Source organism: Caulobacter sp. KR2-114, assembly GCF_049446115.1.
Taxonomy (GTDB): Bacteria; Pseudomonadota; Alphaproteobacteria; order Caulobacterales; family Caulobacteraceae; genus Acaudatibacter.
On the sequence record NZ_JBMSEC010000002.1, the window covers coordinates 379,503 to 394,236 of the forward strand.

Annotated in this window: 14 protein-coding genes; 7 read left to right on the forward strand and 7 right to left on the reverse strand. The window is 70.8% G+C overall.

Annotation, left to right across the window (positions count from 1 at the left end):
* Positions 1 to 3: 3 nt before the first annotated feature.
* Genes ACO2Q3_RS07940 through ACO2Q3_RS07950 form a run of 3 tightly spaced genes read left to right on the forward strand, consistent with a single transcriptional unit; the run spans position 4 to position 2,761 of the window.
* Positions 4 to 915, forward strand: coding sequence for a glycosyltransferase (locus tag ACO2Q3_RS07940; protein ID WP_423306019.1), 912 nt, complete (start codon positions 4 to 6; stop codon positions 913 to 915).
* Positions 915 to 1,715 carry a polysaccharide deacetylase family protein gene (locus ACO2Q3_RS07945; RefSeq protein ID WP_423306020.1) on the forward strand — a complete coding sequence of 267 codons (801 nt, stop codon included), beginning with the start codon at positions 915 to 917 and terminating at the stop codon, positions 1,713 to 1,715. The genes ACO2Q3_RS07940 and ACO2Q3_RS07945 overlap by 1 nt, the downstream gene beginning before the upstream one ends.
* Entirely contained in the window at positions 1,712 to 2,761 is a 1,050-nt protein-coding gene (locus tag ACO2Q3_RS07950; RefSeq protein ID WP_423306021.1) for a sterol desaturase family protein, read from the forward strand. Before ACO2Q3_RS07945 ends, ACO2Q3_RS07950 begins: the two co-directional genes overlap by 4 nt.
* Here the strand turns inward: ACO2Q3_RS07950 and ACO2Q3_RS07955 are convergent, their stop codons facing one another.
* From ACO2Q3_RS07955 to ACO2Q3_RS07965, 3 genes are read right to left on the reverse strand one after another with little or no spacing between them, the layout of a single operon-like run.
* On the reverse strand, positions 2,762 to 4,069 hold the full coding sequence (locus tag ACO2Q3_RS07955; protein WP_423306022.1) for an O-antigen ligase family protein: 1,308 nt from the start codon (positions 4,067 to 4,069) through the stop codon (positions 2,762 to 2,764).
* The gene (locus tag ACO2Q3_RS07960; protein WP_423306023.1) at positions 4,066 to 4,785 is read right to left on the reverse strand and encodes a sugar kinase; all 720 of its coding nucleotides are present in this window, start codon (positions 4,783 to 4,785) and stop codon (positions 4,066 to 4,068) included. The genes ACO2Q3_RS07955 and ACO2Q3_RS07960 overlap by 4 nt, the downstream gene beginning before the upstream one ends.
* A 51-nt stretch (positions 4,786 to 4,836) precedes the next feature.
* Positions 4,837 to 6,327 (reverse strand): GumC family protein, encoded by a 1,491-nt coding sequence (locus tag ACO2Q3_RS07965; protein WP_423306024.1) that lies wholly within the window; start codon positions 6,325 to 6,327, stop codon positions 4,837 to 4,839.
* 122 nt (positions 6,328 to 6,449) lie between these two features.
* Between ACO2Q3_RS07965 and ACO2Q3_RS07970 the strand changes: the two genes are divergently transcribed.
* Positions 6,450 to 7,181: a polysaccharide biosynthesis/export family protein gene (locus ACO2Q3_RS07970; protein WP_423306025.1), complete on the forward strand. Its 732-nt coding sequence runs from the start codon at positions 6,450 to 6,452 to the stop codon at positions 7,179 to 7,181.
* Between the two features lie 64 nt (positions 7,182 to 7,245).
* On the opposite strand, the gene ACO2Q3_RS07975 is transcribed toward ACO2Q3_RS07970, so the two are convergent.
* Both ACO2Q3_RS07975 and ACO2Q3_RS07980 read right to left on the reverse strand, forming a co-directional pair.
* Positions 7,246 to 7,518: a sel1 repeat family protein gene (locus ACO2Q3_RS07975; RefSeq protein ID WP_423306026.1), complete on the reverse strand. Its 273-nt coding sequence runs from the start codon at positions 7,516 to 7,518 to the stop codon at positions 7,246 to 7,248.
* A gap of 239 nt (positions 7,519 to 7,757) precedes the next feature.
* On the reverse strand, positions 7,758 to 8,486 hold the full coding sequence (locus tag ACO2Q3_RS07980; RefSeq protein ID WP_423306027.1) for a glutathione S-transferase N-terminal domain-containing protein: 729 nt from the start codon (positions 8,484 to 8,486) through the stop codon (positions 7,758 to 7,760).
* 112 nt (positions 8,487 to 8,598) lie between these two features.
* On the opposite strand from ACO2Q3_RS07980, the gene ACO2Q3_RS07985 reads away from it, so the two are divergent.
* On the forward strand, positions 8,599 to 9,273 hold the full coding sequence (locus tag ACO2Q3_RS07985; RefSeq protein WP_423306028.1) for an RcnB family protein: 675 nt from the start codon (positions 8,599 to 8,601) through the stop codon (positions 9,271 to 9,273).
* A gap of 134 nt (positions 9,274 to 9,407) precedes the next feature.
* Here ACO2Q3_RS07985 and ACO2Q3_RS07990 read toward each other — a convergent pair whose 3' ends face one another.
* On the reverse strand, positions 9,408 to 10,364 hold the full coding sequence (locus tag ACO2Q3_RS07990; RefSeq protein WP_423306029.1) for an alpha/beta hydrolase: 957 nt from the start codon (positions 10,362 to 10,364) through the stop codon (positions 9,408 to 9,410).
* 64 nt (positions 10,365 to 10,428) lie between these two features.
* A complete protein-coding gene (locus ACO2Q3_RS07995) occupies positions 10,429 to 12,591 on the reverse strand; it encodes a TonB-dependent receptor (protein ID WP_423306030.1) in 2,163 nt (720 codons plus the stop codon).
* A 272-nt stretch (positions 12,592 to 12,863) separates the two neighbouring features.
* Between ACO2Q3_RS07995 and ACO2Q3_RS08000 the strand changes: the two genes are divergently transcribed.
* The gene (locus ACO2Q3_RS08000; RefSeq protein WP_423306031.1) at positions 12,864 to 13,916 is read left to right on the forward strand and encodes a helix-turn-helix domain-containing protein; all 1,053 of its coding nucleotides are present in this window, start codon (positions 12,864 to 12,866) and stop codon (positions 13,914 to 13,916) included.
* 140 nt (positions 13,917 to 14,056) lie between these two features.
* Positions 14,057 to 14,704, forward strand: a complete 648-nt coding sequence (locus ACO2Q3_RS08005; protein WP_423306032.1) for a DsbA family oxidoreductase — start codon at positions 14,057 to 14,059, stop codon at positions 14,702 to 14,704.
* The last annotated feature ends 30 nt before the right edge of the window (positions 14,705 to 14,734 follow it).

A 14,734-nucleotide genomic window follows, 5' to 3' on the forward strand; every position in this document is an offset into this window, starting at 1 on the left:
GCCGTGATCCAAGACAACGCCGCCTGGGCCGGCGCCCAGCCCGTGCTGTCGGTGCTGATCCCGTTCATGCGCGACGATCCGACCGCCCTCCTGCGCGCCCTCGACGGCCCGGACGGCGCCGCCGAGATCGTGGTGCTGGACGACGGCACCGGCGACGACGCGCTGGCGGCGCGGGTCGCCGAGACCGTCACCGCCCTGCGCCGCCCGGCCCGGTTCGTCCGCCTGCTGGCCAATGAGGGCCGCAGCAAGGGCCGCAACCGCCTGGCCGCCAACGCGCGCGGCGGGCGGCTGCTGTTCCTCGACAGCGACATGCTGCCCGACAGCCCCGCCTTCCTCGAGCGCTGGCTGGGGCTGATCGCGGCGCGCGATCCGGCCGTGGCGTTCGGCGGCTTCTCGCTGATGCAGACGCCGGCGCGCCGCGAACACGCCCTGCACCGGGCGATGGCGTTGAAGAGCGACTGCCTGCCCGCCGCCGAGCGGGCCCTGGCGCCGGAAAAGCACGTGTTCACCTCCAACCTGCTGGTGCGCCGCGACGTGTTCGACGCCGAAGCCTTCGACGAGGGCTTCGCCGGCTGGGGCTGGGAGGACGTGGAGTGGGCCATGCGCGTGGCCCGCCGGCACGAGATCGTGCATGTCGACAACACTGCCACCCACCTCGGCCTCGACACCGCCCGCGACCAGGCGCGCAAGTACGAGCAGTCGGCGGCGAACTTCGCCCGCGTGGTGGCCGCGCACGCCGACGTGGTCCGCCGCTATCCCAGCTATCGCGTGGCGCGGGCGCTCAAGCACGTGCCGGCGCGGCCGGTCTGGCGCCCGGCGCTGAAGGCCATCGCCCTGGCGGACGCCGCTCCGGTGGGGGCGCGCGCCGTCGCCATGCGCCTCTACCGCGCGGCGCTGTACGCGGAGGCCGTCTGATGAGCGCCAAGGACGACGTGGTCGAGGCCTACCAGCCCGACCGCTCCCTGAAGGGCAAGCTTCGCCGGCGCCTGGTGCGCCTGGCCCACCGCCGGCCGGCCCGGCTGGACCTCGACCGCCCGATGGTCAGCTTCAGCTTCGACGACGCCCCGGCCACCGCCGCCGAGACCGGCGCGGCGATCCTCGAGGCGCGCGGGCTGAAGGGCACCTTCTTCTTCGCCGCCGAGCTGGCGGACCGGCAGGGGCCGATGGGGCGCTTCGCCGGCGAGGCGCATGTGCGCGCCCTGGCCGCCGAAGGCCACGAGATCGCCTGCCACACCTATTCGCACCTGGACTGCGGCCAGGCGAGCGGACCCGCGGCGCTGGCCGACGTGGCGCGCAACGCCCAGGCCCTGGCCCGCTGGAACGCGCCGGCGGCGACCACCTTCGCCTATCCCTACGGCGACGTCTCCGCCCCGGCCAAGGCCGCCCTGGCGCCGCGCTACAGCCTGCTGCGCGCCCTGCACCACGGCCTGGTGGAGGACGGGACCGACCTGAACCAGGCGCCGGCCGTCGGCGTCGAGGGACCGGACGGCGAGGCCATCGCCCGCCGCTGGCTGCAGGCGGCCGCCGCGCGCAAGGCCTGGCTGATCCTCTACACCCATGATGTGGCCGAGCCGGCCTCGGCCTGGGGCTGCACGCCCGGCGCCCTGGCGCGCCTGGCCGACGAGGCCGTGGCCCTGGGGTTCGAGGTGGTGACCGTGGCCGAGGGCGCCCGCCGCGCCGGTGGCGCCGGCCACAAAGGAGTTCGCGCACGATGAGCGACCAGTCCCTGACCCCGGGCGAGGCTGCCGCCTTCACGCCGCCGGCGCCGCGCGGCCGCTGGCTGACGCCGGAGCGGGGCCTGCTGCTGGCGGGGCTGGCGGTCTACCTGCCGCTTCTGGCCGCGGCGGCCTGGGCGTTCGTCACCTTCGTGCCGGACCAGCTCGCCTTCACCCTCGCCGGCCATACGTTCCACGTGCACGGCGTGCATGAGCGGCTGTTCGGCGACGCGGCGCTGATGTTCCTGATCCTGCCGGGCGTGCTGTGGGTGGAGTTCATGGCGCTGGGATGGGCCAGGAGCTCGGCGCGCCGGCTGCTGTTCGCCCGCAGCGCCTCGGAGAAGACCGATCTGGCCGTCTTCATCCTGGGCCAGGGGCACATCCTCGACCTGCTGGGCCGGCTGATGGTGCTGGGCGCGTCGCTGATCTCCGGCGCCTGGATCCGCGCCTGGCTGGCCTCCACCTTCGGCTTCGAAATCACCCCGCCGGCGCTGCCGCTGCCGGTGGCCGTGGTGGTCTACTTCTTCGTCTACACCTTCTTCGACTACTGGACGCACCGCTTCGACCACTCGCCGTACCTGTGGCCGCTGCACCGCTATCACCACTCGGCCGAGGAGTTCTGCGTGGTCACCGCCGCGCGGGTGCACCCGGCGGCCTTCACGCCGATCTTCCTGATCAACATCCCGATGGCCGTGCTGGGCGCGCCGCAGGACGTGATGATCTATGTGAACGTGATCGTCATCGCCATCGGCTTCCTGATCCACTCGCGGCTGGAGTCCGACTGGGGCTGGTTCGGCCGCTGGGTGATCCAGTCGCCGGTCGGCCACCGGCTGCACCACAAGCTGGACATGAGCTATCCGACCGGCAACTTCGCCATGGCCCCGATCTGGGACCGGCTGTTCGGCACCTATAGCGGCAAGTGCGACCCGCACCTGGCCATCGGCGTCGAGCGGTCCTACCGGCACGGCTTCTGGTTCCTGCCCGACCTGATGCGCGACTACTGGCACTTCTGGCGCGGGCTGTTCACCCTCAAGCCGCTGGAATAGTCAGCCCACCGGCGGCGGCTTGCCCTGTTCGCGGTCGGGGAAGGCCAGCTTCACCGCCAGGGCGACGAAGATCGTCCAGCGCATGTCGTTGTAGGTGACCGCGACGCTCTCGGTCAGGGTCTCCAGGCTGTAGACCACCAGGAACGGCAGCGCGAGATAGGCGCCCCGCTCGCGGTAGATGGCGACCAGGCCTGTGATCCAGGTCTGCAGGAACAGCAGCGCCCAGGCCCCCAGACCGAAGATCCCCAGGTCGACCCACTGTTCCAGCCAGGAATTGTGCGCGTGGTGCGCGCGAAAGCCAGCGGTCTTGGTGATCTTGGCCAGCGGCCCCCAGGCCCCCTCGTCGTCCCACACCGCGCCATAGCCATAGCCGGTGATCGGCCGCTCCTGGATGCGCTCCATCACCCCGGCCCAGATCTTGGTGCGCCCGGTCAGCGTCGCGTCCTTGCCGAGCAGGCCCAGGAAGATGTCGGAGGCGAAGACGATGAACGAGGCGACCAGGCCGATCCCCACCACCCCGGCCCAGGTCGAGGCGACGGACGAGGCCGGGCTGCGCCGCGCCAGGGCGATGAACACCATCACCCCCGAGCCCAGCAGCAGCGACACCAGCGAGGTCTTCGAGGTCGACAGCAGCAGCAGCAGGAAGGCCAGGCCCGCCGCCCCCCACCAGAGCCAGCGGCGTTTCGGATTGAGCACCGCGGCGGCGGCGCAGACCACGAAGGCGAAGGCCATGTTGGCCCCCAGGGCGTTCTTTTCCTGCCACAGACCGCGCCAGGCGCCGGGAAACAGCTCGGTCATCTTGCCGATCGACGGCACGAACAAGCCAACGAACAGGCAGAAGGCCGACAGGATGAGGAAGGCGGTGGCCATCACCTCCGCCAGCCGCGACCAGCGCCAGCGCGCCGCCAGCACCACCCCCGACAGCGTCGTGCAGTAGTTGGCGACGATCCGGCGCAGGGTCTGGTCCGGCGAGGTCGACCACAGGATCGAGGCGGCGACGATGCCCATGATCAGGATCAGGAACGGCTGGCGGATCAGCGCCCGGAAGCTGGTCCAGGGGATCGCCAGGGTCAGCAGCAGCGCCACGCCGTAGGCCGGGAAGTACGCCGTGCGCAGCAGCACCGACTGGGAGGCGTCGGCGTTCTCGCCGGTCAGCGGCATCTCCCAGCCCTGGCTGTAGGTCAGCAGCATGAACACGCCGCCGGCGAAGGCCAGGGCGACCGGCAGGGTGGCGCGCGCCTCCTGGCCGCCCGCCTGGGGCTGCGGATACGCGCCGGCTCCCGCGCGGGGCGCCGCCACCGTGGTCACGGCAGCACGCTCCTGAGGAAGGCCGGCGGCTCGACGCTGGCGCGGTTGAAGAACAGGCCCGCGCAGTTGCCGCCGGCGCTGGCGATGGAATCGCGCAGACGCGCCGGCGCCTTGACGTCGGCCTGGTCGGCGGAGACCACCAGCACAGTGTCGTCCATGAACTGGGCCACCGTCAGCGCCGCCTGCGAGCGGTCGGCCGGCGGGGCGTCGACGATGATCAGGTCGGCGTGGCGGCGCAGCGCGTTCCAGTAGTCGCCGGTGGGTAGCACGTGCACCGTCTGGCGGCCCTTCAGCGCATCGCGGCGGAAGCCGGTGACCCACAGGGTGGTCGAGCCGACCGCGTGGGCGAACAGATAGCGCGCGTCCGGCCAGGCCCGGCCGTCGGGGCGCTTGAGCGGCGGCTGCACGGTGAAGAAGCTGGAGCCGTCGGGCGAGGCCGAGGCCGGCGGACCCAGCGGGCCGAACCGCTCGGCGCCGGCGGCGAACTCCGACAGTTGCGGCGAGCCCAGCAGGTCCAGGTCGACCAGCCACACCCGGCGCGCGGCGCGGGTGGCGGCGTGGAAGGCGAACTCGCGCGCGACGGTGGAGGTCCCCTCGCCGGCCGTGGCGCCGACGAACTGGATGGCGCGGGCGCGGCCGGGCGCAGGAGCGCCCAGGGACGCCCACAGCTCCTCCATCTCGACGCTCAGGTCCACCATGCTCGAATCAGCGCTCAAGGCTTGTCTGCGCACCCTAGCCTACGCCAGGTTGACGATACGATGCGGCCATCACGCCGCCTTCACCGGGGCCGAGCCCAGCACCGGCAGGTCCAGGGTGCGCGCGGCCGAGGCCGGGGTCGGCAGGCCGGGGCGCAGGAACATGCGCAGCAGCCCGGCGCAGAGCGCGCTGAAGCCGGCGAACAGCAGCGACAGGGCCAGCACGGCGGTGCGCAGGCTCTTGCCCTCCACCGGCGGCGTGGCCCGCTCGACGATGCGGATGTTGTCGTTGGTGTTCGAGGCGATGGCCCGGGCCGCCTGGGTCTGCTGCTCCTTGACCTGGAAGTCGCGCACATTGCTCTGCAGCACGTCGCGGTCGCGGCTCAGCGACTGGAACTGCGGCTCCAGCTCGGCCAGGCGCAGGCGGCGCTGGGTCAGCTGGTCAGACTGCTGCTGCAGCGTGCCCAGGCTCTGCTGCAGGGCGCGCACCTCGGCGGTCACCTGCAGCTTCTCGGTCTGCAGGGTCTGGAACACCGGGTTGACGCCGGTGCGCGAGGCGCCCTGCCCCTGGGCGCGACCCGATGACACGGCCGCCTGCAGCTGGGCGATCTGGGCGTCGATGTCCTTCACCGGCTGGGCGGTGGGCTGATAGCGCGACAGCAGCGCCTCGCGCTGCAGCTTCAGGTCCACCAGCTTGTTGCTGGCCGTGTTGTCGCTGTCGCGGTAGAGCCCGACCTCCGGCGTCACCTTGCCCAGCTCGCCGTTCAGGCCCTCTAGCCGGCCGGTGCGCTCGCGCAGCTGGGTCTCGGTGGCGTAGAGCTGCTGTTCGATCTGCGACTGCAGCTGCGACAGCGAGGTCTTCTCCGCCTCGAAGTCGCCGATGTTGTTGCTGGTCAGGAAGGTCTGGTAGGCGGCGTCGGCGTGGTTCAGCCGGTCCTCGAACGAGCGCCGCTGGTCCTCCAGGGCCGCGCCCATCGGATCGAGCAGCACGCTGCGGCGATAGACCAGGTACTGTTCCAGCAGGGTGTTCAGCACCAGGGCGGCGCGTTCCTTGTCGGTGTCGGTATAGGTCAGGCGGATGATCGGCGTGTCGGTGCCGGTCTCGACCTTCAGCGCCCGGCCCATGGCCAGCACCGCCTGGCTGCGCAGCGTCTGGCGCTTGGCCTCGGAGATGCCGTCGTAGGCCTTGGGGTGCTTCGGATCGAGCTCGCCCCAGCCGAAGCGCTTGATAAGCGTCAGCACCACCTGTTCCTTCAGCCCGTCGCTGCCCAGGATCTCGGTCTCGGACTGCAGCACCTGGGCGGAATCGGGCACCGCGCCGCGGGCGGCGTCACCGGCGCGCGGCTCGTAGACGTATTCCTGGCCCAGCCGCACCAGCACGCTGGAATGGGCCGGGTAGCTGCGCTTCAGGGTCATGGCGAAGGCGGCGCCCAGGATGAAGATGCCCAGGAACACCGCCGCCATCAGGAACCGCTCGCGCCACAGCAGGGTCGGCAGATCCGCCAGCGCGTAGCGCGGCCGCGCGGCCCAGTCCCCCTGCCCCGCCGGGGCCGGCGGGCGCATGGTCCACGTCGTTTGCGGCCATGGTGACTGGGACATGGGAATCGGAAATCCGGCTGACTGACACGGCACCTTCGGGCGGCGCGATTAACGCTCTATTACCCATTCTCCTTAACCTTCTGCGCATGGTCCGACGCCGACTCCTGACCGCCCTGCTGTTCACCGCCGCCCTGGCCCCGCTGGGCGGCGCGATGGCCGCCAGCCGCACCCATTCGGACGCGGACTTCCCGAACATCCCTTACGCCGTCTGGAGCGACGACGAGCCGGCCTACCGCCTGTTCCCGGGCGACGAGGTGGACTTCACCGTCGGCTCGGCCCCCGAGCTGAACAAGACCGCGGTGGTGCAGCCCGACGGGCGAATCAGCCTGCCGCTGGTCGGCTCGGTGATGGCGGCGAACCGCTCGCTGGAGGATCTGCAGGCGGCGCTGGCGGAGGCCTATTCGCACCAGCTGGTGCGCGCCGACGTCGGCGTCACGCTGAAGACCGTCGGGGCGCTCAAGGTGTTCGTCGGCGGCGAGGTCGACAAGCCGGGGGTCTACGACATGCCCGGCGACCTGGATTCGCTGCGCGCGGTGATCATGGCCGGCGGCTTCAAGACCACGGCCCGCACCAACGAGGTGGTGATCATCCGCCGTGGGCCGGAGGGGCGGCCGATGATGCGGACGGTGAACCTGTCGAAGGCGCTTCGCGGCGCCGGCGACCGCGACCTGGTGCCGCTGCGCCGGTTCGACATCGTCTATGTGCCCCGCTCCAGCGTGTCGGAGGCCGGGCTGTGGGTGCAGCAGTACCTGCGCGACCTGACGCCCGTGGATCTCAGCTTCAGCTACGCCTTCGGCGCGGCCAGCGTGGTGCGCTAGAGCGCGGTCCGCCAGAGGTCGGCGGCCCCCGCCACCGCACCCGCGCGAACCCGAAGTCCCTGGATCAGCCTTCGGCCAGCCAGCGGCGCGCGGCGCGCTGGGCCTCGGCGACGTCCGCCGGGTCCATCTCCTGGCTCAGTTCCTTGCGGTAGGCCTTGGCCTCGTCGGAACCGCGCATCGCCGCCAGGTTGAACAGCATGTGGGCCGAGACATAGTCCAGCGGCGCGCCGCCCTGGCCGGTGGAGTACAGCAGGCCCAGGCGGAACAGTTCGTCGCCGGTGGCTTGCGGGCCGGGCACCGGCAGGGCGCCCGCGCTCTCGATCGCTTCGTGCAGCATCTTCAAGTCCCCTCCTCGTCGCCCGTCCGTGCCATTCTGGCTCGGCCAAGGGCTCCGTTGATGAGACAAGAAAAGTCGATGCCAACTGAATATATAGTTAAGCGCGATTCCCCATATGGGTTCTCAGAATCTGACCAAGCATTCGCGACGGTTACTTGCCGTAAACACCGATCACCGGCGGGTTAAGGAGTCTGCCGGACGACCTCGGGGCGGCGATCGGCGGAGAATCCCCGCCGCCTTCAGCGAGCCCTTTGACCGAAAAGGACTTTTCGCGCCTCGTCGGCCTCGCGCCCCTGCCCTTGCAGTCCGGCGCCGCGCCGCACGCTGCCGGCCTGGGCCAGCGCCCGCTGCACCGCCGCGCGCGCGCCGACCCGGTCCTTCCACGCCTTCAGGTGCGGAAAATCTTCGATCTGCAGCGCTGCGTCGGATCGTCCCTGCACCCAGGGCCAGCAGATCATGTCGGCGATCGAGTAGTCGTCGCAGATGAAATCGCGGCCCTGCAGCTGCCGGTTCAGCACCCCGTACAGCCGGTTGACCTCGTTGGTGTAGCGGTTGGCGCCATAGGCGGACTGGCGCTGGTCGGCGAGCATCGCCGGGGCGTAGTTGCGGAAGTGGTTGCGCTGTCCGGCGTTGGGACCGAGGTTGGCCATCTGCCAGTGCACCCATTCGTCGACCTTCACCCGGCCGCGCTCGTCGGCGGGATAGAACAGCCCGGTCTTGCGGCCGAGGTACTGCAGGATGGCGCCGGATTCGAAGATCGAGATCGGCTGGCCGTCCGGGCCGTCCGGGTCGGTGATCGCCGGCATGCGATTGTTGGGCGAGATCGCCAGGAAGTCGGGCGCGAACTGCTCGCCCCGGCCGATGTTCACCGGCGTGATGCGATAGGCCAGTCCCATCTCCTCGCAGGCGATGGTGATCTTGTGCCCGTTCGGGGTCGGCCAGTAGAAGATCTCGATGGTCCCGGTCATGGCGCATTCCCTGTCGTATGTTTGCGGCAGTCATCGCCCGCAGGCGGCCGGAACGCAATTCGTTCGGGCCTGTTCAGGTCGGGTTCACCGCGCGCGGGTAGGTTGCGCCATCATGTCGAGGTCGCTGCGGACGAAACGGTTGCTGACGGGGCTGGCGGCAAGCCTGGCCCTGGCGGGCGCCCTTGCCGCGCCGGCGCTGACCCACGCCCAGGCCTGGGGACATCACGGCGGCGGCGGCCACGAGGGCGGCCCCGGCGGCGGCACGCGCGGCGGCGGCCGTGAAGGCGGCCCCGGCGGCGGCGGCGAACGGGGCGGCGGCGACCGCGGCGGCGGCTATGGCGGCGGCTACGGCGGCAGACCTTCCGGCGGCCCCCCGGGCGGCTACCACGGCCAGGGCGGCGGCCGCGGCTTCGGCGGCGGCCCGCCCGGCGGCTACCGCGGGCCTGGCGGCGGCGACGGCTGGCCGGACGGCGCGCCCGACCCCGGCCCCGGCTATCGCGGCCAGCGCTGGAGCGACCAGCGCAACAACGGCTACTGGACCAACAACCGCTGGCACTACGGCCCCCCGCCGCAGGAGGTCTATGGCCGCCCCGGCTTCGCCCTGGGCTTCAGCGACTGGCGCCGCGGCAGCTACCTGCCGCAGTACTACCGCAGCCGCGTCGTCGACGACTACGGCCGCTGGGGCCTGCGCCGCCCGCCCTACGGCTACCACTGGGTCCGCGTCGGCCCCGACTACCTGCTGGTCGCGGCGGCCACGGGCCTGATCTTCGACGTCGTGCGGCCGTAGGAGGCGGGCGGCGCGAGCAACTCGGCCCGGCCTTGGCATCCGGTGGCGGCAATTCCCGCGGCTCAGGACCAGAATGCGCCAACAGCGGACGTCGACGTCACGGTTGAAGCGGACGCCGAGCTCGCCTGCCTTTGCTAGCGCTTGAGGAAGTCGGCGATCTCCGCCAGCGCCTCTGCCGCCTCGGGGAACAGGCCGACCATCCCCTGCCAGACGTGCGGCACGTCCGGCCAGAGGCTGAGGTTAACCCGTACGTGCGCCTTCTCCAGCCGGTCTGCGAAGCGCTTGCTGTCGAAGGCCAGGGCTTCGGCGGCGCTGACCTGCAGCAGGGTGGGCGGAAACTGCTTAAGCAGGGCCGCCGGGGCGAAGGCGGGAGAGACCTCCGGATGGGCCGGTCCGTGGGCCGGCGTCAGGTACAGCTCGACGGAATAGCCCAGCGACTGGTCGGTGCAGATCAGGTCGTCGGTTCCGACGCGATCCCACATGGAGACCTGGTCCAGGGTGGCGGCGATCAGGGCCAGGCGGTCGGGCATCCGCCCGCCGGTCGACGCCAGCCGCACGCAGGTGGCGGCCGAGAGGTTGCCCCCAGCGGAGTCGCCGGCCACCGTCATCTTCCTCGCCTCGCCCGCACCGTGCGGCCCGTTGTCGATCGCCCAGCGGTAGGCGGCGACGCAGTCGTCCAGCGGCGCCGGATAGGGGTGCTCGGGCGCCAGGCGATAGTCAGCGACCAGCACGCTCATCCCGGTCAGGCGCGCCAGGATGCCGGTGATCACTCGGTGCGACAGGGGCGATCCCGCCGCCCAGCCGCCGCCGTGGAAATACACCAGCCGCCGGTCGGGATCGGACCCGGCCACCGTGGCCCATTCCGATGGCACGCCGGCGGCCAAGACGGGGGTGAAGGTGACGTCGTCCAGGTCCACCGGTGCGCCGACGGCGGTGTAGATCGGCACGGTGGTGCGCACCTGCGCCAGCCACTGCTGCGCCGGATCGTTGATGCCGGTCAGGTCGACGGCCTCGGCGTAGTCGGTCAGGTGCTGGAACGCCTGCTGCAGTTCGGGGCGGCGCGTGCCGGTGGCGGGGGGCGGTACGATCATGGGGGATCCTTCGGAGGTTGCGATCGGGCTGTCGGGGAGGAAGCGGCGTTGGCGGCGCGGGACGTCAGAAGTGGTAGCCGACGGAGACGCCGACCTGTCGCCCGGGCTGGTATTGCGCCAGGGCCAGCGACCCCAGCAGGGCCGAGACCACCAGCACGTTGGAGCGCACATGCGCGTCCGCAGCATTCAGGGCGAAGACGCTGGCCATCCAGCGGCCGTCCGGGCTCTTGTAGTTGACGAACAGGTTCAGCTTGCCCGCCGTCGCCTGCGACGAGATCGGCAGGTTGAACTCGCTGAAATAAAGCCGCGACTTCCAGTCGTACTGCACGCCCGGCGTCACCGCGCCACCGTCGGCGAGCGGGATCTCGTAATAGGCGCCGATGCTGGCGGTATAGTGCGGCGCCCCGGGAAGTGCGTGACCGGCAAGGTCGAGCGTGCCCAGTGACGGACGGGCCGAGTCCGCCGTCTGGAAGGCGTCGAAGCGGGCATTCAGCCACGAGGCCGAGACTTCCAGTCGCAGATGCGATGCCGGGCGCAGCACCGTCTCGAGCTCCACCCCGTCGATCTTGGCGCGGGCAGCGTTGGTGATGGCGGCCGAGTAGCCAACGATCTGGTTCACCTGCAGATTGCCGTAGTCCATGTGGAACGCCGACAGGCTGCCCTGCACCCGCCCGTCCAGCAGCCGGCCCTTCAGCCCCACCTCGTAGTTGGCGTTGGTCTCGGGGTTGAACGGCGCCGCCAGGGAGCCGGCGGAGAAGCCGCCGCTCTTGTAGCCGGTGGCGTACTTGGCATAGCCGGTGACGGTCGGCGTGACGTCGTAGGACAGCCCGACCTCATAGGTCACGTGGCTCCACGAGGCGCTCTGGGCGCCGGCGCCGACGAAATTGTTGAACTCCACGATGCTCTTGCGGTCGTTCGTGTAGCGCACGCCGCCGAACAGCTTGGCCTCGCGGGTCAGCGCGTACTGGGCGTGGGCGAAGACAGCATAGGAGCGGGTGCGCACCGTGCCGCCCTCGGAAAAAGTGAAGGGCAGCTCGACGTCCGGCACCTGGATGTTCTGGCGGAAATTCTCATCGTAGTAGTTGGCGCCCAGCACATAGCTGAACGGCCGTGACGGGTCCGACGCGTAGATCAGCTCGACATAGGTCTGGTGCGCCCAGTCGGCGTAGAGGGTGCTGGTGAAGTCGGCCAGCGAGCCGTCGCCGTCCTGCCAGAAGTGCTGGCGGCTGGTGTTGTAGGAGACGAGCCCCTTCAGGTCCCCGCCGGCCACACGCCAGTCGACGTTCAGGTCGATGGTCCCTGCCTCCAGCGACTTGGCGGCGATGTTGGCGTAGGCTTGGCGCGAGGCTGGATCGCCGATCGCGAAGCCCTGCATCGGCGCTGGTAGGGCCGTGTTTCCCGGTGTGCCCAGCAGGAAGACCGCGGGGCCGGGGTCGCTCTCGCGCTGATACTCGGCCAGCAGGCGTACATCGAGGTCCGCCGTCGGGCGCCATTCCAGCTGGCCGCGCACGGCGCCGTCGTCGATCCCGTCCAGCCGCCCCGGCGCGCCCGGCGCCAGGTTGCGCGTGTAGCCGTGGTTGTAGTCCTGCTCCACCGACAGCCGCCCGGTCAGCGCGCCTGAGGCGTCGAGCGGTCCGCTGACGTAGGCCGAGCTGCGCGCCATGGCCGGGTCGAAGCCCACCGACAGGTCCGCGCCATAGGACAGCGCCCGGGTCGGGGTGTTGGGGATGATGTTGATCGCCCCGCCGGTGGCGTTGCGGCCGAACAGGGTGCCCTGCGGCCCGCGCAGGATCTCCACGCGCGAGACGTCCAGCAGTGTCGTCACCGCCAGCCCCGCCTGGCCCAGGTAGACGCCGTCGAACTGCACCGCGACGCCCGGCTCGCCCCCGGCCTGGTTGAGGTTGCCGTTGCCGATGCCACGGATGTTGATGTCGACGCTGGTGCCGGAGCTGGAGATCTGCAGGTTCGGCGTCGCGGCGGTCAGGTCGCCCAGCGACGCCACCTGATGTTCGGCCAGCTTCGAGCCGCTGTAGGCAGAGATCGCGGTCGGGACCTTGACGATGCTTTCGCTGCGCCGCGAGGCGGTGACGATCAGCTCGCCGACGGCCGTATCGCCGCCGGCCGCAGCCGGCGCGTTGGCCTGAATGGGGGCCTGCGCCTGCGCCGCCGCGATCGCGGGCCAGCCCGCGCCCAGCGCCAGGCACGACGCGCCTGCCAGCATCGACATCTTCCACATCGCAATTTCCCCCTGCATGGCCTTCAAGGTCCGAAGACGCGTGGTCCTCGGCCTGGCCGCCGGTTCGCTCCGGCGTGCGGTGGGCAATCGGCCTGAAAATCGAGGGGCGGAAAATGACCCAAAGCGCAGGGCGCGGGGGGACAGTTTACGCACTTGGCGATCGTCCGTGCGCCCGCCATAGTCTCAGGCCGCGAAGGGGCGCGGCGAAGACGTCCTGAAAGAACCTTGTCGGCCAACGCGCGTGGCGGGCCGAGAAAATCGGGATGGACATGCGATCGGTGAGCTTGCCGTTCGACTCGGTCCTGCGTCACACCGCCGGCGCCGTGCGCCAGGGCGTCGCGCTGGAAGCTCTGCTCGAACAATCCCGCATCACGCCCAGCCATTGGGACGAGCGCGACCGCGTGGGGCCGGTGCAGCACCTGCTGCTGTGCATGAACACCGTGCTGGCCCTGGGCGACGCCACCCACGGCATGGCGCGCCAGCGGATGGACGCGCTCTATCCGGTGATCGGCCTGCACACGGCGCTGGGATCGCCGACACTGGAGAGCGCCATCCTGGCCCTGGCGCGGCTCTATTCCACCGCCTCCAACGCAGTTTGCATCCAGCTGCGCACCGAGCAGCAGCACGCCATCCTCAGCGTGCACATGGAAGCCCGCGATGAGGGCGACACCGCCTATCTGGAAGAGAACTACCTGAGCTGGATCTTCATGCAGATCCTGCACCTGCTGGGGCGCGAGCCGGCGATCTCGCTGGTGACCGTGCGCCACCCGACCTACCTGAGCCGGGGCGGTCTGCACTGGGCCATCGGCGCGCGGGTCGTGCAGGGGCCGATCACGTCGTTCCGCTTTCCGCGCCATCTGCTGGGCGCCCGTCCCACGGCCCGGGCCGGCAAGAACGTGATGTGGGAGTGCCATCAGCCGTGGCTGGCTCTCGTGGCCGACCGCTCACCCCCTGCCCCCTGCAGCTACGTCAACGACAACGGCTTCGTGCGCTTCTCCGAGCTGGTGCGCGAACACGGCAAGACCGCCAATACGGTGCGCAAGTACTTTCGCAACGCCGGCGGCGTGTTCCGCGACACGCGCCGCAGCGCCCTGGTGGAGGCGGCGTCCGAGCGGCTGCGCCGAGGCGACGAGAGCGTCGAGACCATCGCCGCCGACCTCGGCTACTCCGACGCCCGCAGCTTCCGCCGCTTCCTCAAGACCGCCACCGGCCTCACCCCGCAACAGATCCGCGCCGAACGCGGCGCCGTCGCCCCGGCGGACGAGACGGAGGCGCTGGAGGCGCTGGAGGCGCTGTGCGCACGGATGGCGGTTTGAGGGGATAGCGCGGCTGCGCTCCTTGCAGCCGGACCACGCCTGACAGGATGAGGCGTTGGATTTGGCCCGCGGGCCGCTATCTCTACACTCACGGCCGCGACACCTTATGGCCCCAGACCTTTTCGCCCAAGGAGCGGCGCATGACCAAGCCCATGAAGATCGACTTCGTCTCCGACGTGTCCTGCCCCTGGTGCATCATCGGCCTGGGCGGGCTGGAGGAAGCCCTGGGGCGTGTCGGCGACCTGGTCGACGCCACGATCACCCTGCAGCCGTTCGAGCTCAATCCCGGCATGCCGCCCGAGGGCCAGAACATCGGCGAGCATGTGTTCCAGAAGTACGGCGCCACCCCCCAGCAGTCGGCGGCGAACCGCGAGCAGATCCGCGCCCGCGCCGCCGAGGTGGGCTTCACCATCGCCATGACGCCCGACAGCCGGATCTACAACACCTTCGACGCCCACCGGCTGCTGCACTGGGCCGGCCTTCAGGGGCGCCAGCTGCCGCTGAAGCACGCCCTGTTCGAGGCCTATTTCACGCGAGGCGAGAACCCCGGCGACCACGAGGTGCTGGTGGCCGCCGCCGAACAGGTGGGCCTCGATCCGCAGGCCGCCCGCGACGTGCTGACCTCCGGCCGCTTCGCCGACCACATCCGCTCGCTGGAGCGCCAATGGCACGAGGCTGGCATCAGCTCGGTCCCGGCCATCATCATCAACGACAAGTACCTGATCTCCGGCGGCCAGCCCGCCGACGCCTTCGAACGCGCCCTGCGCAGCATCGCCGCGGAGAGCTAGGGCCGCCGCCCCGGAGGTGACGGGCGCCGC

Coding starts and splice junctions, on each gene's coding strand:
- ACO2Q3_RS07945 (WP_423306020.1), top strand. CDS start 915: ATGAGCGCCAAGGACGACGTGGTCGAGGCCTACCAGCCCGACCGCTCC.
- ACO2Q3_RS07950 (WP_423306021.1), top strand. CDS start 1,712: ATGAGCGACCAGTCCCTGACCCCGGGCGAGGCTGCCGCCTTCACGCCG.
- ACO2Q3_RS07965 (WP_423306024.1), bottom strand. CDS start 6,327: ATGCGCCCGCCGGCCCCGGCGGGGCAGGGGGACTGGGCCGCGCGGCCG.
- ACO2Q3_RS07970 (WP_423306025.1), top strand. CDS start 6,450: ATGGTCCGACGCCGACTCCTGACCGCCCTGCTGTTCACCGCCGCCCTG.
- ACO2Q3_RS07975 (WP_423306026.1), bottom strand. CDS start 7,518: ATGCTGCACGAAGCGATCGAGAGCGCGGGCGCCCTGCCGGTGCCCGGC.
- ACO2Q3_RS07980 (WP_423306027.1), bottom strand. CDS start 8,486: ATGACCGGGACCATCGAGATCTTCTACTGGCCGACCCCGAACGGGCAC.
- ACO2Q3_RS07985 (WP_423306028.1), top strand. CDS start 8,599: ATGTCGAGGTCGCTGCGGACGAAACGGTTGCTGACGGGGCTGGCGGCA.
- ACO2Q3_RS07990 (WP_423306029.1), bottom strand. CDS start 10,364: ATGATCGTACCGCCCCCCGCCACCGGCACGCGCCGCCCCGAACTGCAG.
- ACO2Q3_RS07995 (WP_423306030.1), bottom strand. CDS start 12,591: ATGTCGATGCTGGCAGGCGCGTCGTGCCTGGCGCTGGGCGCGGGCTGG.
- ACO2Q3_RS08000 (WP_423306031.1), top strand. CDS start 12,864: ATGGACATGCGATCGGTGAGCTTGCCGTTCGACTCGGTCCTGCGTCAC.
- ACO2Q3_RS08005 (WP_423306032.1), top strand. CDS start 14,057: ATGACCAAGCCCATGAAGATCGACTTCGTCTCCGACGTGTCCTGCCCC.